A 21306-nucleotide genomic window follows, 5' to 3' on the forward strand; every position below is an offset into this window, starting at 1 on the left:
GAAGTCTGTTCCCATCAAAAGAAACGTGCATTCAAGGCAAATTGAAAATCATATAGATTACCATATTCATTATAGAACAAATATTTGCGTTTGCAATAGCAGCAAAATATGCAAACAGAACCTTCATATGAATGCTGTTAAATTCGCTAAAACAATTCTTATTTTACCCTTTTCCTTTAAAATTAATCAACTTATTTTTGCCTGGGGGTTTTGAGGAAAAGAAATAGAGGCTCCCTTGTCATCGCAAGAAAAGGGAGCATAATGTAATGGTTTAATAAATTTTTAAGGTTTGATCACTAAGTGAGGTTTCTTTTTCAAGCTGTGGCGGCCTTCGATGAAGCGCACTGTTCCTGATTTTGCACGCATAACAACAGAATGGGTTGAGCCATATGAGCCTTTAAATTGTACGCCGCGAAGCAGTTCACCGTCTGTAACACCGGTTGCTGCAAAAATGCAGTCATCTCCTTTTACAAAGTCTTCCATGCGCAGCACTTTATTGACATCAAGACCCATTTTTTTGCACCGCTCTAGTTCTGCATCATTTTGAGGCAAAAGCCTTCCTTGCATCTCGCCGCCAAGGCATTTCAGCGCTACTGCAGATATCACTCCTTCCGGTGCTCCGCCTGAACCAAATAAAATGTCAACCCCAGTTGACTCAAACGCAGTATTGATCGCTCCGGCAACATCCCCGTCGTTGATAAGCTTAATTCTTGCTCCAGCTTCGCGCAGCTGGGCAATAATATGCGCGTGCCGCGGACGATTTAACACTGTTGCCACTAAATCTTCAATATCTTTGTTTTTTGCTTTTGCGACCGCTTTCAAATTATCCAATACGGGTGCATTAATATCGATCATTCCAACGGCTTCAGGACCTACTGCAATTTTATCCATATACATATCGGGTGCATGAAGCAGGTTTCCATTATCAGCTACGGCTAGAATGGCAAGGGCATTCCATCCTCCTGATGCGACAATATTGGTGCCTTCAAGCGGATCAACGGCAATGTCTACCCGCGGTCCATAGCCGGTGCCGAGCTTTTCGCCTATATAAAGCATCGGAGCCTCATCCATTTCTCCTTCACCAATTACAACAGTCCCTTTCATTGGCACCGTATCAAAAACATCTCTCATTGCCGATGTTGCCGCTTCGTCAGCTTCATCTTTTTTTCCACGGCCCATCCAGCGAGCCGAAGCAAGGGCCGCGGCTTCGGTAACACGGACAAGCTCCATTGTTAAACTTCTTTCCATTAGAAAGTTCCTCCCATGTTGTTCATTCTAGTCAGTCGTTTTGGAAGAACCAGATCAAGCATTTTCCATTTGTTCTTTTTCTTCCTGGCTTAAGTCTTCTCGCCATACCGTCGCACCGAGACCATTTAGTTTTTCCACAAGGTGGCTGTAACCCCTGTCGATATGCTCAATGCCGGTTATTTCTGTAATCCCTTCTGCCATAAGACCGGCTATGACAAGAGCAGCGCCAGCCCTGAGGTCACTGGCTTTCACTTTTGCCCCTTGAAGACGCACAGGCCCGTTTACAATTGCTGAACGGCCTTCCACTTTAATGTTAGCATTCATTCTTCTGAGTTCGTCAATATGTTTAAATCGGGCGCTATAAATTGTATCTGTGACGACACTGGTTCCTTCTGCTTTCGTAAGCAAAGATGTAAAAGGCTGTTGAAGATCTGTCGGGAAACCCGGATAGACAAGCGTCTTAATATCAACTGCTTTTAATTTTTGCGCAGGAGCAACAAAAACTTGGTCATCCCCGGACTCGATCTCCACACCCATTTCCCTTAGTTTGGCAATAAGCGATTCAAGATGGTTTGGAATCACATTATCAATAAGGATCCCATTTCCGACAGCGGCTCCAAGAATCAGGTACGTACCAGCTTCAATCCGATCAGGTATGATTGTATGCCGGCAGCCATGAAGATGGTCCACTCCGTCAATGCGAATAACGTCCGTTCCGGCACCTTTAATTTTCGCGCCCATATTGGTCAGCAAAGTTGCTACGTCAATGATTTCCGGTTCCTTTGCAGCATTTTCGATGATCGTCCGACCTTTTGCGCGGACAGCAGCAAGCATAATATTTATGGTTGCCCCTACACTGACAACATCTAAATAGATTCGGGCTCCCTTAAGTTCATCGGCTCGCAAATAGATGGCACCTTGCTCATTTGTAACCTTTGCCCCTAGCGCTTCAAATCCTTTTATATGCTGGTCGATTGGGCGCGGCCCTAGATAGCACCCGCCAGGCAGGCCAATCACTGCTTTTTTAAAGCGGCCCAGCATTGCACCCATTAAATAATATGATGCTCTCAGCTTTTTCACTTTTCCATTCGGCAAAGGCATAGAAATCATGGAAGATGGATCGACAGTCATTTCATTATTGGCGAATTCAACTTTCCCGCCAATTTCCTCAAGCAAAGCCTTTAAAATTTGAACATCCGAAATATCAGGCAAACCCTCAATGGTTACAGGAGAATCCGCTAAAATAGTTGCGGGAATCAATGCAACTGCACTGTTTTTTGCACCGCTTATACGAACAGTTCCTTTTAACGGATAACCGCCTGCGATCTTAAGCTTTTCCATTATTGACTCCCTTCTGCCTTGCACATTTATTGGCGTAATTTTCCATCAAAATAAGATATATTCCGACAGTTTGTTCTAACGTATAGTTTACACGAAATGACAGAATTACATGTATGGAAAAACCAAAAAATTTTTAATTAAAAAATTTTCCTGATCGGATGAGCTGAGATATCATTCATCAAGTTTATTTCCCGCGTTTATTCCAGTCTTCTAAAAAAGCTTCAATCCCTTTATCTGTTAATGGGTGTTTACATAATTTAAGAATGACTTTGTAAGGCACAGTCGCAATATGAGCCCCTCTTAGCGCCGCTTCGGTCACATGCTGCGGGTGGCGAATGGATGCCGCAATGATTTCAGTTTTAATCTGGTGAATCGCAAAGATTTCAGCAATTGTCGAAATTAACTCAAGACCGTTATGTCCTATGTCATCCAACCGTCCTAAGAATGGCGAAACATATGTTGCACCTGCGCGTGCAGCAAGCAAAGCCTGGTTGGCACTGAATATAAGGGTCACGTTTGTTTCAATGCCTTCTTTTGACAATGCATGAACTGCTTTTAAGCCTTCTTGAGTCATCGGCAGTTTCACTGTGATATTCGGAGCAATCGCAGCGAGTTCTTTTCCTTCCTTGATCATTCCTTCCGCATCAAGAGCAATGACTTCAGCACTGACAGAACCGGGTACAAGCTCTGCAATTTCACGCAGCCGGTCATGAAAATTAACGTTCTTTTCTTTTGCAACAAGTGATGGGTTTGTCGTTACACCTGATAAAATTCCTAAAGAATAAGCCTCGCGAATTTCATCAATGTTAGCTGAATCAATAAAGAATTTAATAATTACTCCTCCTTTATTTGGTTGGAAAACTGTATTAAATTATGACACTTTATAAATTTTGTTACATAAACTAGTATTCGACGAAATTTTTAATAAACTTGCAAAAATGAATTGAAACCGCCATGTCAGGGGCGGTTTCAAGCTTATATAATTGCTTCGATTACGCTTTTCCGGAAGAACCGAACTCGCGCATTTTGCCGATGACTGTTTCTTTAATCGCATCACGAGCAGGGCCCAAATATTTACGCGGATCGTACATATTTGGATTTTCTGCCAGAACTTCACGGACTTTCTTTGCCGAAGCAATTTGGTTCTCTGTATTTACGTTAATTTTTGCAGTTCCGAGGGATATCGCTCTTTGGATATCCTTTGTTGGAATTCCTGTACCGCCATGCAATACTAAAGGAACACCAGTGATTCTTCCAATTTCCTCCATTTCTTTAAAACCAAGATTTGGCTCACCTTTGTAAGGGCCGTGGACAGAACCCAATGCAGGTGCAAGGCAATCGATTCCTGTTCTTTTTACAAGTTCTTCACACTCTTTTGGATCTGCGTAAATAACTCCATCTGCGATTACGTCATCCTCTTGGCCGCCAACCGTTCCAAGCTCTGCTTCAACAGAAACGCCTCTCGCATGAGCATATTCTACTACTTTTTTAGTCACTTCTACGTTCTCTTCAAAAGGATGATGTGAAGCATCGATCATAACGGAAGTAAAACCTGCATCGATCACTTCTTTACATTTTTCGAAACTTGAACCGTGATCAAGGTGAATCGCTACCGGAACCGTAATTTTGTAATCTTCCATTAATCCTTTTACCATGTTAACAACGGTTTTAAAACCGCCCATATAGCGGCCGGCGCCTTCAGAAACTCCTAAAATGACTGGAGACTTTTCTTCTTCTGCAGCTAGAAGGATGGCTTGAGTAAACTCAAGATTATTTAAGTTAAATTGACCTACAGCGTAGCCTTCTGCTTTTGCTTTATTCAGCATTTCCGTCATTGAAACTAAGGGCATTTTTTTTCCTCCTCGATAAGAGGATCGCTTTCATTTCAACCATTCGATCCATATAAAGGTTTCCCTGGATTATATTTGATTATGTACCTTTTGTGACTCAGTCAAAACGAAATGACGATCCTTTGGAATTCCACTTGTATAATACCAAAAAGAAAATAGAAATGCTATTAATCAATTGCTTTTTTCAAATTATTCAAATATTCAGCGAATTGCAATCGCTCACATCTTTTCTGTGGATGTTTAGTTTGTTGAAATCGGTATATATTTTTTCACTGCCGCTCGAATATCATCAATGTCAAACGGCTTTGCAAAATGAGTGAGAGCTCCCAATTCTTTTGCTTCCTGAATCATATCCAATTCGCCGTAGGCCGTCATAATAATGACTCTGATATCAGGGTCAATGACTTTCATTCTTTTTAATATTTCGATTCCATCCATTCCGGGTATTTTCATATCTAAAAGGACTAGATCCGGGGAGTACTTGGTGACAATTTCAAGAGCGTGGACTCCGTTGGCAGCCTGATATGTGTCATATCCTTCTTTTTGCAGCACTTCATTTAACAGTATTCGTATACCAAACTGATCATCGACAATTAGCACTTTGCCTTTCATAAGCTCACCTTCCCATTATCTATTTTTACGCTTGTCTTATAAATCATAGCGAATTGTTTCCGGAAATATATGTATACAAGATATATTCTATTTTTTTGTGATGATTCCTGCCATTTATAGAGGCTATTTTTTCTAATCGGATTTAAATTTTACCAGCCCCTAAAAAAATTCTATAATGAAAGAGAAATTTTTTGAACCTGCATACGATGGAGGCGAATACATTGCTAAAAATGTTTTCCACCCAATTAACAGGGCTTTTTAATAGAATTCAGGACAAAGAAGAGTTCTCAATTGAGGATGGAGCCCGCTTGCTTGCCCAGGCAGCTGTCGGCGACGGATCTATTTATATTTGCGGATTAAAAGAAATGGCTGCCGTTGAAGCGGAAGCGACAGAGGGTGCTGAACCTTTGGTCTCTGCAAAAAAGTGGACTGCGCTTGATGAAATACAAGAAGCGGATAGAGTCCTGCTGCTTTCCCGCTATTCTCGAGATAAGGAAGCTGTTGAAATCGCACGGGCATTAACCGAAAAAAACATTCCTTTTGTTGCGGTTTCGACTGCTGTAGAAAACAACAGTGACGATTTAACAAGCCTTGCGGATATACATATCGATTTAAGGCTTGTAAAAGGTCTGCTTCCGAATGAAGAAGGCGGACGGTTTGGCTACCCGTCATCGATCGCTGCGTTATTTGTTTACTTTGCGCTTAAATTAACCATCGATGAAATCATTGCTGAATATGAATGATTTCTTGCTGTCCAACGCTGATGATCTATGTGGAAAAAAATCCCCCGGACTTTCATCGTCAGGGGGATTTTTTCATTAATTTTCTGCTGCATTTAAAGATGCTTCAATAAAATCACGGAATAACGGCTGCGGGCGAGTCGGCCGTGATGTAAATTCCGGATGGAATTGAGAAGCTACAAACCATGGATGATCTTTTAATTCGATAATTTCTACTAAGCGGCCATCAGGGCTTGTACCTGAAAATACGAATCCAGCCTCTTCCATTGCCTGACGGTACTGGTTGTTAAATTCATAGCGGTGGCGATGGCGCTCGTAAATAACTTCGTCTTGATACGCTTTATAAGCTTTTGTATTTTCAGCGAGCTTGCATGGGTACAGGCCGAGACGAAGCGTTCCGCCAAGGTCTTCAATCTCCTTCTGTTCAGGAAGCAAATCAATAATTGGATGCTTTGTGTCAGGATCTATTTCAGAGGAATGTGCTCCTTCTAAGCCAACAACATTGCGGGCAAATTCAACAGAAGCCAGCTGCATGCCAAGACAAATGCCGAAGAACGGCTTTTTCTGTTCACGAGCATATTGGATTGCGAAAATTTTCCCATCAATACCACGGTCACCGAATCCGCCTGGAACTAAAATTCCGTCTACATCACTTAGAAGCTCATGTACATTTTCTGCTGTGACTTCTGCTGAATTGATCCATTTAATTTCTACATCTGCATCAAAGTGATAGCCTGCATGCTTTAAAGCTTCGACAACAGAAAGATAAGCATCTTGCAGTTCAACATATTTTCCGACAAGTGCAATTTTCGTTTTCCGAGACAGATTTGTTACCCGTTCCACGAGCTGAATCCACTCGGTCATGTCCGCTTCCCCGCACTCAAGTTTTAAATGTTCACATACGATTTTATCCATGTTCTGCTCTTGAAGAGCTAACGGAATGGAATAAAGATTATCTGCATCCCGGCACTCGATGACTGCCTTCGGATCAATATCACAGAACAAGGCAATTTTATCTTTCATATCTTGCGAGATCGGTAGTTCCGTACGCACAACAATTACATTTGGCTGAATTCCGAGGCTGCGCAGCTCTTTTACACTGTGCTGGGTCGGTTTTGTTTTCATTTCGCCGGCTGCTTTAATATAAGGAACAAGTGTACAATGAATGTACATTACATTGTCCCTCCCGACATCACTTTTCATCTGGCGGATTGCTTCCAAGAACGGCAATGATTCAATGTCCCCGACTGTTCCGCCGATTTCAGTGATCACAACATCTGCATTTGTTTCGCGGCCCGCGCGGAAAACACGTTCTTTAATTTCGTTCGTGATATGCGGAATAACTTGAACGGTTCCGCCCAGATAGTCGCCTCGGCGTTCCTTTCTCAAAACCGCTGAATAAATTTTCCCGGTCGTAACGTTGCTATATTTATTTAAATTAATATCAATAAAACGCTCATAATGGCCTAAATCAAGATCCGTTTCCGCCCCGTCATCCGTTACAAACACTTCCCCATGCTGGTAAGGGCTCATCGTCCCAGGGTCAACGTTAATATAAGGATCAAATTTTTGAATAGTCACATTTAGACCGCGGTTTTTCAGCAGCCTCCCTAATGAAGCTGCCGTAATTCCCTTTCCAAGTGACGACACGACGCCGCCTGTTACAAAAATATACTTTGTCATGTGTATATTCCCCCTCTAAAACAGTTTGTGCATAATACCTTCTCTTTAAAGGCTTAATTCGTTAAAAATTAATTAAAAACAGGGAAAACGATTTTATAAAAAAATAAAAAACGCTCCTCCTACTTCATGTAAGGGAGCGTTTTACCGCTTTATTTTAAGACCGTTCCAAATTTATAGAGCCCAAAAAAGATTCTACAAGCCTTGTTGAAAAAAGTCAAGCTGATATTAATCCTCTTCGTCCTCTTCATCTTCTGGGACTAATTCATCATCGATCAGCTCTTCTTCGTCGTCAAGGTCATAATCATCCTCGTCATCTATTAAATCACTTTCGTCATCATCTTCATCTAAGACATCTAAGTCATCATCAATTAAGTCGTCGTCAAGAAGATCCACGTCGTCCTCATCTTCTTCAAACGCATCAAGATCATCGTAATCAAGTTCGTCTTCGTCGATGTCGTCATAATCATCAACATCGAGATCATCATCAAGAACCTTTTTCGCTTTTTTCTTCTTAGGTTTAACGGTTGTAATCGTTTCATCCTCAGTCTGGTCAACAGGATACCAAACACGAAGTCCCCACCGGTTTTCTCCGAGTGAAATAAACCGGCCGTCTATGTTTATATCTGTATAGAATTGCGCCAATTTCGCTCTTACTTCTTCTTCACTTAGGCCAAGAAGCTGCGAAACTTCATCCACAATGTCTTTAAATGGAACTGCTTGTTTTTTTTCGTTCAACAGTTCATAGGCAATTTCAATGAAAGACATTTCTTGCAATTCCTCTTTTGAGTATTGGTTCAGACTCAATATCGGCACTTCCTTTCTCTATATCAAGCCCCTATAAAGGACTGCATCCCTTTACTGGCAAAGGGCCTCCCGAAATACATATTCTTCATTATAAACAAATTCTTCCCGTTTATGCTAGTTCTATCTTCTGTTTCTCTCATTTTTTTCATTATTAAAATCTTTGTTTGCTAACGATTGGTCTGTTTCTGTTTCATTCGGGCGGTTGGAAAGCTGGTTAAATGCTATTTTGAAGAAAAAAACTGATAAAATGAAAAAGGATATGGCTCCTAACTGACGCTCGTAAAGATAATAAAGTGCACTTGCTGCACCGAAAAATAAAGCAAATAAAAAAAATGATTTCAAATTGGTCACTTCCCGCAATTTCAAATGATTTCCTTTCTTAAAACCCCAGCTTCCATATAGTTTGATTATAAAGGAAAGTATGTAAATTGAAAAATCTTTACATGAATAAATGAGGCTGACTCTTAAGGGTCTGACTCCCTCCAACAAGACAATATTTTAGAATGGTTTTATTCGTATTGTCTATATGTTGTATTGGAAGGATCTGACCTTTTGTTTTTAAGTCAGCCTCATTCTTATGTTGACCAGGTTCAGCTCCGCTTTTCTTATTGTCCAGCTTCGCCTCCTAGCCCCTCAAGGTCGCCTCACGCCTGCCGTTGAAGCCAAAAACCGGCTTCATCGTCAGAACCTCCAGCGCTTGTCGGGGCTTACCAGTCGGCTCCGCTTTTCTAATCACATATTTCGGCGATATTGTCCTCCGACTTCGTAAAGCGCTTGGGTGATTTGGCCGAGGCTTGCCACTTTGACTGTTTCCATCAGCTCTGCAAAAATATTTCCCCCGCTTACTGCTGTTTTCTTCAAGCGGTTAAGCGCCTCGTCTACGCGGTCTTTATTCCGTTCTTGGAATGAACGGAGATTTTGGATTTGCAATTCTTTCTCTTCTTTCGTTGCCCGCGCCAATTCCATGTTGTTAAGCTCATCTTCTGATGGAGGATTCGGATTTACATACGTATTGACGCCGATGATCGGCAGTTCTCCTGAGTGTTTTTTCATTTCGTAATACATCGATTCATCCTGGATTTTCCCGCGCTGATACTGGGTTTCCATCGCACCAAGAACCCCGCCGCGGTCGTTCAGGCGGTCGAACTCCTGAAGGACTGCTTCTTCAACAAGGTCTGTCAGCTCATCAATAATAAATGAACCTTGAAGAGGATTCTCATTTTTCGTTAATCCATGTTCTTTTGTAATAATCATCTGGATGGCCATCGCCCGGCGAACCGACTCCTCTGTCGGGGTCGTAATCGCCTCATCATAAGCATTTGTATGAAGCGAGTTGCAGTTGTCATGAAGCGCCATTAATGCCTGAAGTGTTGTCCGGATATCATTAAAGTCAATTTCCATGGCATGCAGCGATCTTCCCGATGTCTGAACATGGTACTTTAACTTTTGGCTTCTTTCATTTGCCCCGTATTTGTCTCTCATCACGATTGCCCAAATTCGGCGTGCTACCCGGCCAATTACTGAATACTCCGGATCAAGTCCATTTGAAAAGAAGAACGATAAGTTTGGTGCAAAGTCATCAATCTTCATCCCGCGGCTCAAATAATATTCGACATAGGTAAAACCGTTCGCAAGCGTAAACGCCAGCTGGGTGATCGGATTGGCCCCAGCTTCAGCAATATGATAACCGGATATGGACACCGAATAATAATTTCGAACCTGATGGTCAATAAAGTATTGCTGAATATCTCCCATCATTCTCAATGCAAACTCTGTTGAGAAAATACATGTATTTTGTCCTTGATCCTCTTTTAAAATGTCGGCCTGGACCGTCCCCCTGACCGCCTGCAAAGTCATTGCTTTCACTTGCTCATATTCTTCCTCGGCCAGCTTTCGTCCAAGTTCTGCTTCCTTCTTTTCTACTTGCTGTTCGATCGCCGTATTCATAAACATGGCTAAAATAATCGGCGCAGGACCGTTAATTGTCATTGAAACAGATGTCGACGGATGGCATAAATCAAAACCTGCATAGAGCTTTTTCATATCATCAAGCGTACAGACATTGACACCGCTTTCACCGACTTTGCCGTAAATATCTGGACGGTAGTCAGGATCCTCGCCATAAAGGGTTACTGAATCAAAAGCTGTGCTTAAGCGCTTTGCCGGGTCATCTTTGGACAAGTAATGGAAACGGCGGTTTGTCCGCTCAGGCGTTCCTTCGCCGGCAAATTGGCGTTTTGGATCTTCTCCTTGGCGTTTAAAAGGAAAAACACCAGCCGTGAACGGAAATGAACCCGGAACATTTTCACGGTAAACCCATCTTAAAATCTCTCCATAATCTTTGTATTTCGGCAATGCAACCTTTGGAATGTCTAATCCAGAAAGACTCTTTGTTTTTAACTTTGTAACAATCTCTTTATCTCGGATTTTCGCAACAAACTGATCAGCGGAATACTTTTCTTTCAGCTGTTCCCACTCAGATAGAATCTTCTTTGATTCCGGTGAAAGCTTAGACTCTATATCTTTTTTCACCGCTTCAAGAGATGCGAGGATTTCACCATTTGCTTCCCGTTCTTTCACGGATTCAATTGCACCCTCCACTTGGAACAAGCGGCGGGCCAATGCAACTTGCTCATCCGCTTTTTTATGATAGTTTCTGACCGTTTCGGTAATTTCCCGCAAATAATAACGGCGTTCATTTGGGATAATGACATTTTGCTTCTCAACATGCGTTTCTTTTGAAAAAGATGTGGACCAATTCGTTCCTGCTTTTTCATTAATTTTTTCAATTAATGCTGCAAAAAGTGCATTTGTTCCCGGATCGTTAAATTGGCTCGCAATCGTCCCGTAAACAGGCATTTCCGAATAATCTTTGTCAAACAGCATATGGCTGCGCTGATATTGTTTTTGCACTTGGCGCTTCGCGTCCTCTGATCCTTTCTTTTCAAACTTGTTAATCACAATTATGTCCGCATAGTCAATCATGTCAATTTTTTCAAGCTGTGATGGCGCCCCAAACTCACTTGTCATTACATACATGGAAACGTCACATATTTCTGTAATTTCTGCATCTCCCTGTCCAATTCCGCTTGTTTCGACAATAACAAGGTCGAAGCCGGCTGCTTTTACAACAGAAATCGCATCTTTTATTGCCAACGACAGCTCATTTTTGGATTTCCTTGTTGCCAGACTCCGCATATAGACGCGCGGTGAAAAAATCGCATTCATGCGGATCCGATCTCCGAGAAGAGCGCCGCCCGTTTTTTGTTTAGTAGGGTCAACGGATAAAATTGCCACTCTTTTTTCGGGAATTTCATTGATGAAGCGGCGGATGAGTTCATCGGTTAAGGAGCTTTTTCCGGAGCCTCCTGTTCCGGTAATCCCGACGACAGGAGCGGATTTTTCCATTGATTTCACTTTTTCCATAACCGATTCAACGGCCGCAGCTGTTTCTTTCTGAATGCCAACATGCTGTTCGGCAAGTGTAATCAGTTTGGAAACAGCGATCACCTCACCAGTTTGAAGCTTTTCAACATAGCCTGCCGCATCAGAAGCAACCGTTGGAAAATCACATTCTTTCAACATGTATTCAATCATGCCTTGAAGGCCAAACTGGCGTCCGTCCTCAGGCGAAAAAATTTTTGCAATTCCATATTCGTGAAGTTCCTTAATTTCACGAGGGATAATGACACCGCCTCCGCCTCCGTATATGCGAATGTGGGAAGCACCTTTTTCCTTTAACAAATCGTACATATATTTAAAATATTCGACATGTCCTCCTTGGTAAGAGGAAACGGCAATTCCTTGGACATCTTCCTGGATTGCAGCATTCACTACCTCTTCAACCGACCGGTTATGGCCGAGGTGAATGACTTCTGCTCCGCCTGCCTGAAGAAGTCTGCGCATAATATTAATGGAGGCATCGTGGCCGTCAAATAAACTTGAGGCTGTGACAAAACGAATGTGATGCTTTGGCTTATACATGCTTCTCTACCCCCTTGTCGTTTAAACAGATCCCTTTAAAAAGCAATTCCGTTTGCAATTCAATGTATTCTTCGAGACTGTAGATTTTTTGAAGCGCCCAGCGGCGAAATCCCCACATCTGCCCCTGGACGAAAATATTGTGTGCAATCATTTGCACTTGCTTTTTTGTAAGTAAAAGTTCCCCATTTTCCACACATCGATTGATAACATCTTCAAACATGCCAACCATTTCAATTTCTTTTTTCAGTACATATGGAAGCGCATCTTTTGAGAGTGATTTGGCTTCCTGGTACATCACAAGCACTTCATCTTGCATTTCATCCATTACTCGAAAGTAATTAGCAATTCCAAGCTTTAAGCTTTCTAGTGTCCCCTGATTCGTATCCAGGTCTTTTTGAAGGCGCTCCCGCACTTGATCATAGATGCTGTCACAGACAAGGTATAACACATCTTCCTTCGTCCGAATGTATTCATATAGCGTACCGATGCTGAATCCGGCTGCATTCGCTATCTCCCTTGTTGTTGTACGGTGAAACCCTTTTTGTTTAAAAAGGGTTACAGCACCTTTAATCATTTGATTGCGTCGTTTAACGACAAGGTTCTCATCTTTGACAGAAGCATGCACTTCACGTTTTTCCATTATCTATTTACCGCCTTTACAAAAAAGGAATATTGTACCTTTTCCAAAAACTATTTCGTCAGCATCCGGGAAATAACTAGACGCTGAATTTCCTGGGTTCCCTCGTATATTTGTGTAATCTTCGCATCACGCATAAAGCGTTCAACCGGATAATCCTTTGTATATCCGTATCCGCCAAAGACTTGGACTGCTTCTGTTGTCACTTTCATCGCTGTATCGCCCGCAAACAGCTTTGACATTGCCGATTCTTTTCCGTATGAAAGGCCTGCAGACTCGCGCCATGCCGCCTGATAGGTTAATAGTCTTGCCGCTTCAACGTGTGTGGCCATATCGGCCAGCTTAAAGGCGATCCCTTGCTGTGCGGCGATCGGACGACCGAACTGGTGGCGCTCTTTCGCATACTCAATAGCAGCATCCAATGCTCCTTGGGCAATGCCGACGGCTTGGGCTGCAATGCCGTTGCGGCCGCCGTCAAGAGTCATCATTGCAATTTTAAAGCCTTCTCCTTCCTGGCCAAGAAGGTTTTCTTTCGGAACTTTGCAATCTTCAAAAATAATCTCCGTTGTTGGAGACGAACGGATTCCGAGTTTCTTTTCTTTTTTGCCGACTGAAAAGCCAGGGAAGTCTTTTTCAATAATAAAAGCGCTTGTTCCCTTATGTTTACTTGAAGGATCGGTAAGGGCAAAGACGACATAAATATCTGCAATGCCTCCGTTTGTTATGAAAATTTTTGAACCATTTAACACGTAATGGTCCCCTTCAAGGCGGGCCGTTGTTTTCATGGCACCGGCATCGGAACCGCTTCCCGGCTCTGTAAGGCCATAAGCGCCGATTTTTTCTCCTTGTGCCATTGGCCGCAAATACTTTTGTTTTTGCTCTTCGGTGCCAAATTTAAAAATCGGCCAGCATGCAAGGGAAGTGTGGGCAGATAGTGTGACCCCTGTGGAAGCGCAGACTCTTGATAATTCTTCCACTGCAATACAATACGCCAAATAATCGCTGCCGATTCCGCCGTATTCTTCCGGCCACGGAATTCCTGTTAAGCCGAGCTCGGCCATTTTATCAAAAATCTCCCTGTCAAACCGTTCCTCTTCATCACGTTCAGCCGCTGTTGGAGCTACTTCATTTTTTGCAAAATCGCAAACCATTTTTCGAATCATTTCATGTTCTTCAGTAAGTTGAAAGTTCATGTCCCTTATCCCCCGTTTCCTGGTTTACAGCTGTTTGCTGATAACAAGCCGCTGAATTTCGCTTGTTCCTTCGTATATTTCCGTTATTTTGGCATCACGGAAATACCGTTCAACCGGATAATCTTCCGTATAGCCATAGCCGCCAAAAATTTGAACCGCTTCCGTTGCCGCTTCAACTGCTGTTTTTGAAGCAAACAGCTTGGCCATTGAAGCTTCTTTTCCGCATTTTATCCCTTTCTGCTTTAAGTCTGCTGCCCGATAGATTAATAGTTTTGCAGCTTCGATATTTGTTGCCATATCAGCTAGCTTAAATGCGATGCCTTGCTGGGCGGCAATCGGACGGCCGAACTGGTGCCGCTCTTTTGCATAGCGTGTTGCGGCCTCTAGTGCGGCTTCTGCAATACCGAGTGCTTGGGCCGCAATGCCGATCCTGCCCGTATCGAGGTTTGCCATGGCAATTTTAAAACCCTCGCCTTCTTTTCCAAGAAGATTTTTTGCAGAAATGCGCATATCTTCAAATGTCAATTGAACAGTCCTTGAACCATGGAGCCCCATTTTTTGTTCGTCTTTGCCGACAATAAATCCGGGCGTCCCTTTTTCAACAATGAACGCAGTGATTCCTTTCGCACCTGTCTCAGGGTTAGTCGAAGCAAACACAATATAAACATCTGCTTCGCCGCCATTCGTAATAAAAACTTTCGACCCGTTAATGATGTAGTCGTCTCCATCTCTCACTGCCCGAGACTTGAGGCTGGCCGCATCAGAGCCTGAGCTCGGTTCAGTAAGGCAAAATGCTCCCAAATATTCGCCTGAAGCCAATTTCGGTACATATTTTTTCTTTTGTTCTTCCGTTCCAAAATAAAGGATCGGATTTGTGCAGACAGATGTGTGAACGGACAGGATGACACCGACAGTTGCGCTTACTTTTGAGAGTTCATGAATCGCAATAATATAAGATATAAAATCCATCTCCGCACCGCCGTATTGTTCCGGTACAGGTATGCCCATTAAACCAAGTTCACCCATTTTTTTGAGGATGCCGCGCGGGAATTCTCCCTTTTCCATGTTTTCCACAAATGGCGCGATTTCGCTTTGGGCAAAATCCCGGACCATTTTTCTCATCATTTCTTGTTCTTCCGTAAATCTCAGGTTCATATTTTGATCCTCCCGATGTAAAAAACCTATCCCAATGCATATCCCGCGTGAACATGGAATAAAGTTTCCTTAGATGTTATTCGTACACATAGAAACCGCGGCCTGTCTTCTTTCCAAGCCAGCCTGCTTTTACATATTTCCGAAGCAGCGGACAAGGACGGTATTTATCGTCTCCAAATCCTTCGTGGAGAGTTTCCATAATATACAGGCACGTATCAAGGCCAATGAAATCAGCAAGCGCAAGCGGTCCCATCGGGTGATTCATGCCCAGTTTCATTACTTCATCGATCGCTTCTTTTGTGGCTACTCCTTCGTACAATGTATAAATCGCTTCGTTGATCATCGGCATTAGCACACGATTTGAAACAAATCCCGGAAAGTCATTTACTTCTACCGGCACTTTATTTAACGTTTTCGTAATATCTTCAATTGTTTGATAGACCTCGTCCTCAGTTGCCAGCCCACGGATAATTTCAACAAGCTTCATTACCGGAACAGGATTCATAAAATGCATACCGATCACTTTTTCCGGCCTCTTCGTCGCAGCGGCAATTTCCGTTATTGGAAGCGATGATGTATTGCTTGCAAGAATTGCATGTTCTTGTGCGATCTCATCCAATTGGGCAAAAATTTTCGTTTTTACTTCCATGTTCTCCACTGCCGCTTCAATGACAAGATCCGCATCTTTTGCATCGTGAAGGTCTGTAGAAGCTATTATTCTTCCAAGAATCTCTTCCTTTTGCTCCTTGGACATGCGGCCTTTTTCCACTTGACGGGAAAGGTTTTTATTAATCACTCCAAGGCCGCGCTCGACAAATTCCGGTTTTATATCATTTAAAATGACGCTGTATCCTGACTGGGCGCATACTTGGGCAATTCCGGAACCCATTTGGCCTGCACCGACAACCATGATTTTTTTTACGTTCACTGTTTTTCCTCCTCTAAAATCTTGACATCATAGGCCTTTGGACATTACTAAAACCAATCCCAGCATCACCTTTTGTTTCATTACTGTTTCGGAACTTCAATCATCACAGCGTCACCTTGTCCGCCGCCCGAACAAATGGCTGCGATTCCAATTCCTCCGCCGCGGCGTTTCAACTCATGCATTAATGTGATAATGATGCGGGCTCCGCTGGCGCCAATCGGATGGCCGAGTGCAATTGCTCCGCCGTTTACATTTACTTTTTCAGGATCGACCTTTGCAATTTTTCCACTTGCAAGAGCAACAGCTGCAAACGCTTCATTAATTTCAAATAAATCAATATCCTCTAGCAATTTTCCGGTTTTCTTTAGCAATTGTTGAATGACAAGACCAGGGGTTTTCGGAAAATCTTTCGCTTCCACCGCAACGGCTGCATGTCCCAAAATATAAGCTGCCGGTGTTCTGCCTTCACGCTCGGCCCTTTCTTCGCTCATCAAAACTAAAGCTGCCGCCCCGTCATTGACTCCGGGTGCATTCCCAGCTGTAATCGTTCCGTCAGAGTTGAATACAGGCTTGAGCTTTGCCAATTTTTCCAATGAGGTATCCTTTCGTGGAGACTCATCGTTTTGCACAATAATAGGTTCGCCTTTTCTTTGAGGAATTTCTACCGGAACAATTTCCTCGGCCAGCTTGCCGGCTTCGATTGCGGCAATTGCGCGCTCATGGCTTCTGTAAGCCCATTGATCCTGTTCCTCGCGGCTGATTTCCATTTCTTTTGCCGTGCTGTTTCCGTACGTTCCCATATGAACGCCTGTAAAACTGCAGGAGAGGCCGTCATGAATCATCAGATCCTTCACCGAAGAGTCACCCATCCTAAGCCCCCAGCGAGCATTTGGCAATAGATAAGGGGCGTTGCTCATCGATTCCATGCCTCCGGCAACAATCAGTTCTTCATCACCGGCGCGAATAATCTGGTCCGCAAGGGTAACACTCCTCATTCCCGATGCACAAACCTTATTAATTGTCTCCGTTTTTACTTCCCATGGAATTCCTGCATAACGGGCTGCCTGTCTCGATGGAATCTGCCCCTGCCCTCCTTGTAAAACGCTTCCCAAAATGACTTCATCTACCTCTTCCGGGTTCACGTTTGCCCGTTTCAGCGCTTCTTTTATGGCAATTCCCCCAAGTTCAGATGCTTGCAGGCTGCTCAAGCTCCCCCCTAATTTCCCAAAAGGTGTCCTGACTCCGCTTAAAATGACGGTTTTTCCCATCCCATTCCTCTCCTTTTATTTACTTATTATTTTTAAGAATCAAAAAACTATAAACAAAAAAAGCCTCAATTGTTCATGATTCAATTTATTCTGATGTAACTAAGATACTGGCAGATTCAGCGACTGAACGCTCGCTCAATTCATGTGGAAAGAAAAATGGTAAATCCCTTTTAATAAATTGAAAGCGTTTACCTAAAATCTATTGTACTGTAAGAATAGTAGAAATTGAAACATTTTTTTAAAAATTTAATAAGAGATGCTTCAATTTCTACTTGGAACTTTATTAATGTTGGATGAGGGTTTGTTTTTCACCGATCACAGCCTTTTCCAAGAGCTCTGCCACGTCATACGTATGAACAATTTCTTCCACTTCTTTTGCTTTCGTTCCATCTGACAGCATCGTTAGACAATACGGACAGCCGGAGCTAATAACCGATGGATTGACGGCTAAAGCCTGCTCTGTACGCGCGACATTAATTCGATGTCCTGTTTCTTCTTCCATCCACATTAAGCCTCCGCCGGCACCGCAGCACATGCCTGTTTCACGGTTGCGTTCCATTTCCACAAGCTTCACGCCCGGAATTGATTTTAAGATTTCCCGCGGCGGATCGTAGACATCATTATATCGGCCTAAATAACAGGAATCGTGGAATGTAATTGTTTCATTGACTTCATATTTCGGAACAAGCTTCCCTTCCTTCACAAGCTTTGCAAGCAGTTCTGTATGATGGTACACTTCCGCTTCAAACCCGAAATCAGGATACTCATTTTTAAAAATGTTATAGGCATGCGGGTCAATCGTAACAATCTTTTTCACTTCATTCTTTTCAAATTCTTCGATATTTTTCGCAGCAAGCTCTTGGAATAAAAACTCATTTCCCAGGCGGCGCGGCGTATCGCCGGAGTTCTTTTCCCTGTTGCCAAGGATGGCAAATTTTACACCCGCTTCATTTAACAATTTTGCAAAAGAAAGAGCAATCTTCTGGCTTCTGTTATCGTATGATCCCATCGATCCGACCCAGAATAAATACTCAAACTCTTCCCCTTGTTTTTTCAACTCTTTTACCGTAGGAATATAAACATCTTCGCGGGCTTCACGCCAATCTTCGCGCTCTTTGCGGTTTAGCCCCCAAGGATTTCCTTGGCGTTCAATATTTGTCATGGCGCGCTGTGCATCTGAATCCATTTTTCCTTCGGTTAAAACAAGGTAGCGGCGAAGGTCAATGATTTTATCAACATGCTCATTCATGACCGGGCATTGGTCTTCACAGTTCCGGCAAGTTGTACATGCCCAGATTTCCTCTTCAGTGATGACATCGCCGATCAGGCTTGGATTGTATGCTAACCCGGCCGCCGCTTCCTCTGCGCCTTTTCCGGCTGACGCAAGGGCCAGCTGATTTCCTTGTGTATGTGCAAACGCAAATGTCGGCACCCACGGCTGCTTTGAAGTAACAGCTGCTCCATAATTTGTTAAGTGGTCGCGGAGTTTTACAATCAGATCCATCGGGGAAAGCATTTTTCCTGTTCCGGTCGCCGGGCACATATTTGTACAGCGTCCGCACTCCACACAGGCGTAAAAATCAATCATTTGAAGCTGAGTAAAGTCCTCAATTTTTCCTACCCCGAATGTCTCCTGAGATTCGTCTTCAAAATCGATTTTCGTTAATTTTCCTTTTTTATCAAGGCGGTCAAAATAAACGTTTGCCGGCCCTGCAATCAAGTGGGCATGCTTTGATTGCGGTACATAGACAAGGAATGCAAGCAAGAATAATAAATGAATCCACCAAGCAATATAAAACAATACAGCTGCACCGCTTTTTCCAACCCACGCGAAAGCAGACGCAATTACGGAGGCAACCGGTTCTGTCCAGCTTACTTCATGTCCGTGCCAAATGATGCTCATGCCGTTGCCAAATAAAACAGAAAGCATTAATCCGCCGATAAAAAGCAATACGATACCTGATTTAAATCCTCTTTTTAGACGGACCAGCTTTTCAATGTAGCGGCGGTAAAAAGCCCATACAACCGCTATTAAAATCATGAGCGTTACGATTTCCTGAAAGAATGTAAAACCAGAATACATAGACCCGAGCGGCAAATGGGAATCAGGCTTTATTCCTTTCCAAATAAAATCTATTGCTCCGAATTGGACAAGTATAAATCCATAAAAAAACATGACGTGGATGGCGCCGCTTTTTTTATCTTTCAAAAGCTTCTTTTGACCGAATACATTCACCCAGATATTTTTAAGACGTTCCTTTACACGATTGTCAAATTCCGTCTTTTTTCCGAGCTTAATGAATGCAATTCTTGTCTTCACCACGTATACAAACAAACTGACAGCGTAAGCGGTTACAAGCAAAAAAGCAAATAGGTTTACCCATAACAACGGGGTCATTAGGTGCAACGCTCCTTTCATTGAAAATTCATTTGCTGCAAACAGTATAAAGATATTTGATGAAAATTTTATCGTTTTAAAATTTTCAGAATAAATCTATAGTTCCATTATATAATGAATGAGCATTCAGTCAATCATTTTTTTTATGGCATAATCGATTCACGAAAATCTGTCATAGATGAACGATTTTCGGAAAGAATAAGAGAAATGAATTGAGGTGCAGATTCAATTGACGTTTATCATCATTAGTATACTATTGATCATCTTATGGCTGACAATTGATTACACAGTTGGAAAAAGAAATCATTTGTCTAAGTTAAAACGAAGAACATTTCCAATACGCGAAAGCAGTCTTCAAATTTTTACAAATGGACCCGAGCTTTTTGATGATTTATTTTCCGAACTGAAAGCAGCCAAACAGCACATTCATATTCTGTTTTACATCGTGAAAAATGATCAATTCAGCCAAGATTTTCTCAACATTTTAAAAGAGAAAGCGAAATCGGGCGTGGAAGTCCGCCTTCTCCTTGACTGGTTTGGCAGCTTGAAAATCTCCCGGAAAGCAATAGATGATTTAAAAACAGCAGGAGTGAAGTTTGCTTTTAGTCATGTTCCAAAACTTCCCTTTCTTTTTTATTCTTTTCAGGCTAGAAACCACCGGAAAATTGCCGTGATCGATGGAAAAATAGGCTATATTGGGGGATTTAATATCGGAAAAGAATACATTAACAAAGATCCGAAGCTGAACCCGTGGCGGGATTACCATTTAAAGGTGACAGGCGAAGGAGTCCATGACCTGCAAAAAGAATTTTTATTTGACTGGTTCAAGGCTACAAAGACAAATTTACAGCATAACAGCACCTATTTCCCAGCGCTGGCTAAAGGTCGGTTTCGCCATCAAATCCTTCCGTATGAAGGTTTATTTCTTGAGGAATCCTATTCTACACTGATCCGAATGGCCGAGTCATCGATCATCATCGGATCGCCTTACTTTATTCCGAGCCCGCGGCTGGTCAGTGATTTAAGAATTGCTTTAAAAAGAGGGATCTCTGTAACGATTCTTGTCCCGTTTATTACGGACCATTTTCTTGTAAAGGAAGCGTCTTTTGTTTATTTTAAGAAGTTGATTAATGAAGGTGCAGAGGTCTATGAGTATATGAAAGGATTCTATCACTCGAAAGTCATCATCATTGATGATTCTATTTGTGATATTGGAACAGCAAACTTTGACAAACGAAGCCTTTTTTTAAATCATGAAATAAATTGTTATGTTTTTGATAAAGTTTTTATCGGCAAGGTAAAAGCGATTTTGCAAAAAGACATCCAAGATGCGAAAAAAATGGAGTTAAGCGATTTGTACCATATCGGGTTTTGGAGAAAGATAAAAGAAGTGGCAGGAAGGTCGCTTTCTCTCTTTTTATAACAACAGCTATTGAGGGCGGCACCGAGAAGTCAGGGTCCGCCC

General features: G+C 42.5%; 17 protein-coding genes. 2 read left to right on the forward strand and 15 right to left on the reverse strand.

What is annotated here, in order from left to right; translation table 11 throughout:
* Nucleotides 1-282 precede the first annotated feature (282 nt).
* From glpX to BMMGA3_RS15590, 5 genes are all read right to left on the reverse strand, one after another.
* Nucleotides 283-1248, reverse strand: a complete 966-nt coding sequence (glpX, locus tag BMMGA3_RS15570) for a class II fructose-bisphosphatase (protein ID WP_003346849.1) — start codon at nucleotides 1246-1248, stop codon at nucleotides 283-285.
* A 54-nt stretch (nucleotides 1249-1302) separates the two neighbouring features.
* Nucleotides 1303-2589, reverse strand: a complete 1287-nt coding sequence (locus BMMGA3_RS15575; RefSeq protein ID WP_003346850.1) for a UDP-N-acetylglucosamine 1-carboxyvinyltransferase — start codon at nucleotides 2587-2589, stop codon at nucleotides 1303-1305.
* Nucleotides 2590-2773: 184 nt separating this feature from the next.
* On the reverse strand, nucleotides 2774-3421 hold the full coding sequence (gene fsa, locus BMMGA3_RS15580; protein WP_034669141.1) for a fructose-6-phosphate aldolase: 648 nt from the start codon (nucleotides 3419-3421) through the stop codon (nucleotides 2774-2776).
* A gap of 160 nt (nucleotides 3422-3581) precedes the next feature.
* Nucleotides 3582-4439: a class II fructose-bisphosphate aldolase gene (locus BMMGA3_RS15585; RefSeq protein ID WP_003346852.1), complete on the reverse strand. Its 858-nt coding sequence runs from the start codon at nucleotides 4437-4439 to the stop codon at nucleotides 3582-3584.
* A gap of 240 nt (nucleotides 4440-4679) precedes the next feature.
* The gene (locus BMMGA3_RS15590; protein WP_003346853.1) at nucleotides 4680-5051 is read right to left on the reverse strand and encodes a response regulator; all 372 of its coding nucleotides are present in this window, start codon (nucleotides 5049-5051) and stop codon (nucleotides 4680-4682) included.
* A gap of 221 nt (nucleotides 5052-5272) precedes the next feature.
* Here BMMGA3_RS15590 and BMMGA3_RS15595 point away from each other — a divergent pair, with 221 nt between their 5' ends.
* A complete protein-coding gene (locus tag BMMGA3_RS15595; protein WP_003346854.1) occupies nucleotides 5273-5794 on the forward strand; it encodes a DUF2529 domain-containing protein in 522 nt (173 codons plus the stop codon).
* Between the two features lie 75 nt (nucleotides 5795-5869).
* Here BMMGA3_RS15595 and BMMGA3_RS15600 read toward each other — a convergent pair whose 3' ends face one another.
* The 10 genes from BMMGA3_RS15600 to BMMGA3_RS15645 all read right to left on the reverse strand — a co-directional run bounded on the left by BMMGA3_RS15600 (nucleotide 5870) and on the right by BMMGA3_RS15645 (nucleotide 19841).
* Nucleotides 5870-7474, reverse strand: a complete 1605-nt coding sequence (locus BMMGA3_RS15600; RefSeq protein WP_003346855.1) for a CTP synthase — start codon at nucleotides 7472-7474, stop codon at nucleotides 5870-5872.
* A 225-nt stretch (nucleotides 7475-7699) separates the two neighbouring features.
* Nucleotides 7700-8278, reverse strand: a complete 579-nt coding sequence (rpoE, locus tag BMMGA3_RS15605; RefSeq protein WP_003346857.1) for a DNA-directed RNA polymerase subunit delta — start codon at nucleotides 8276-8278, stop codon at nucleotides 7700-7702.
* A 120-nt stretch (nucleotides 8279-8398) separates the two neighbouring features.
* Nucleotides 8399-8620, reverse strand: coding sequence for a hypothetical protein (locus BMMGA3_RS15610; protein ID WP_003346859.1), 222 nt, complete (start codon nucleotides 8618-8620; stop codon nucleotides 8399-8401).
* Between the two features lie 390 nt (nucleotides 8621-9010).
* Nucleotides 9011-12262, reverse strand: a complete 3252-nt coding sequence (gene icmF / locus BMMGA3_RS15615; RefSeq protein WP_003346861.1) for a fused isobutyryl-CoA mutase/GTPase IcmF — start codon at nucleotides 12260-12262, stop codon at nucleotides 9011-9013.
* Complete coding sequence (locus BMMGA3_RS15620) at nucleotides 12255-12902, reverse strand: TetR/AcrR family transcriptional regulator (protein WP_003346863.1); 648 nt, start codon at nucleotides 12900-12902, stop codon at nucleotides 12255-12257. The genes icmF and BMMGA3_RS15620 overlap by 8 nt, the downstream gene beginning before the upstream one ends.
* A 50-nt stretch (nucleotides 12903-12952) precedes the next feature.
* Nucleotides 12953-14092 (reverse strand): acyl-CoA dehydrogenase, encoded by a 1140-nt coding sequence (locus tag BMMGA3_RS15625; protein ID WP_003346865.1) that lies wholly within the window; start codon nucleotides 14090-14092, stop codon nucleotides 12953-12955.
* A gap of 24 nt (nucleotides 14093-14116) precedes the next feature.
* Nucleotides 14117-15247: an acyl-CoA dehydrogenase gene (locus BMMGA3_RS15630; RefSeq protein WP_003346869.1), complete on the reverse strand. Its 1131-nt coding sequence runs from the start codon at nucleotides 15245-15247 to the stop codon at nucleotides 14117-14119.
* Nucleotides 15248-15323: 76 nt separating this feature from the next.
* Nucleotides 15324-16175, reverse strand: a complete 852-nt coding sequence (locus BMMGA3_RS15635; protein ID WP_003346871.1) for a 3-hydroxybutyryl-CoA dehydrogenase — start codon at nucleotides 16173-16175, stop codon at nucleotides 15324-15326.
* Between the two features lie 80 nt (nucleotides 16176-16255).
* Nucleotides 16256-17443: an acetyl-CoA C-acetyltransferase gene (locus tag BMMGA3_RS15640; RefSeq protein ID WP_003346873.1), complete on the reverse strand. Its 1188-nt coding sequence runs from the start codon at nucleotides 17441-17443 to the stop codon at nucleotides 16256-16258.
* Nucleotides 17444-17726: 283 nt separating this feature from the next.
* Nucleotides 17727-19841 carry a (Fe-S)-binding protein gene (locus BMMGA3_RS15645; RefSeq protein ID WP_003346875.1) on the reverse strand — a complete coding sequence of 705 codons (2115 nt, stop codon included), beginning with the start codon at nucleotides 19839-19841 and terminating at the stop codon, nucleotides 17727-17729.
* Nucleotides 19842-20070: 229 nt separating this feature from the next.
* On the opposite strand from BMMGA3_RS15645, the gene cls reads away from it, so the two are divergent.
* Complete coding sequence (gene cls, locus BMMGA3_RS15650; protein WP_003346877.1) at nucleotides 20071-21264, forward strand: cardiolipin synthase; 1194 nt, start codon at nucleotides 20071-20073, stop codon at nucleotides 21262-21264.
* Nucleotides 21265-21306: the final 42 nt, after the last annotated feature.

The organism is Bacillus methanolicus MGA3 (assembly GCF_000724485.1).
GTDB classification, from domain to species: Bacteria; Bacillota; Bacilli; order Bacillales; family Cytobacillaceae; genus Bacillus_Z; species Bacillus_Z methanolicus_A.

Coding starts and splice junctions, on each gene's coding strand:
- BMMGA3_RS15630 (WP_003346869.1), bottom strand. CDS start 15,247: ATGAACCTGAGATTTACGGAAGAACAAGAAATGATGAGAAAAATGGTC.
- BMMGA3_RS15640 (WP_003346873.1), bottom strand. CDS start 17,443: ATGGGAAAAACCGTCATTTTAAGCGGAGTCAGGACACCTTTTGGGAAA.
- BMMGA3_RS15585 (WP_003346852.1), bottom strand. CDS start 4,439: ATGCCCTTAGTTTCAATGACGGAAATGCTGAATAAAGCAAAAGCAGAA.
- BMMGA3_RS15620 (WP_003346863.1), bottom strand. CDS start 12,902: ATGGAAAAACGTGAAGTGCATGCTTCTGTCAAAGATGAGAACCTTGTC.
- BMMGA3_RS15590 (WP_003346853.1), bottom strand. CDS start 5,051: ATGAAAGGCAAAGTGCTAATTGTCGATGATCAGTTTGGTATACGAATA.
- icmF (WP_003346861.1), bottom strand. CDS start 12,262: ATGTATAAGCCAAAGCATCACATTCGTTTTGTCACAGCCTCAAGTTTA.
- BMMGA3_RS15600 (WP_003346855.1), bottom strand. CDS start 7,474: ATGACAAAGTATATTTTTGTAACAGGCGGCGTCGTGTCGTCACTTGGA.
- BMMGA3_RS15645 (WP_003346875.1), bottom strand. CDS start 19,841: ATGACCCCGTTGTTATGGGTAAACCTATTTGCTTTTTTGCTTGTAACC.
- glpX (WP_003346849.1), bottom strand. CDS start 1,248: ATGGAAAGAAGTTTAACAATGGAGCTTGTCCGTGTTACCGAAGCCGCG.
- BMMGA3_RS15625 (WP_003346865.1), bottom strand. CDS start 14,092: ATGAACTTTCAACTTACTGAAGAACATGAAATGATTCGAAAAATGGTT.
- BMMGA3_RS15575 (WP_003346850.1), bottom strand. CDS start 2,589: ATGGAAAAGCTTAAGATCGCAGGCGGTTATCCGTTAAAAGGAACTGTT.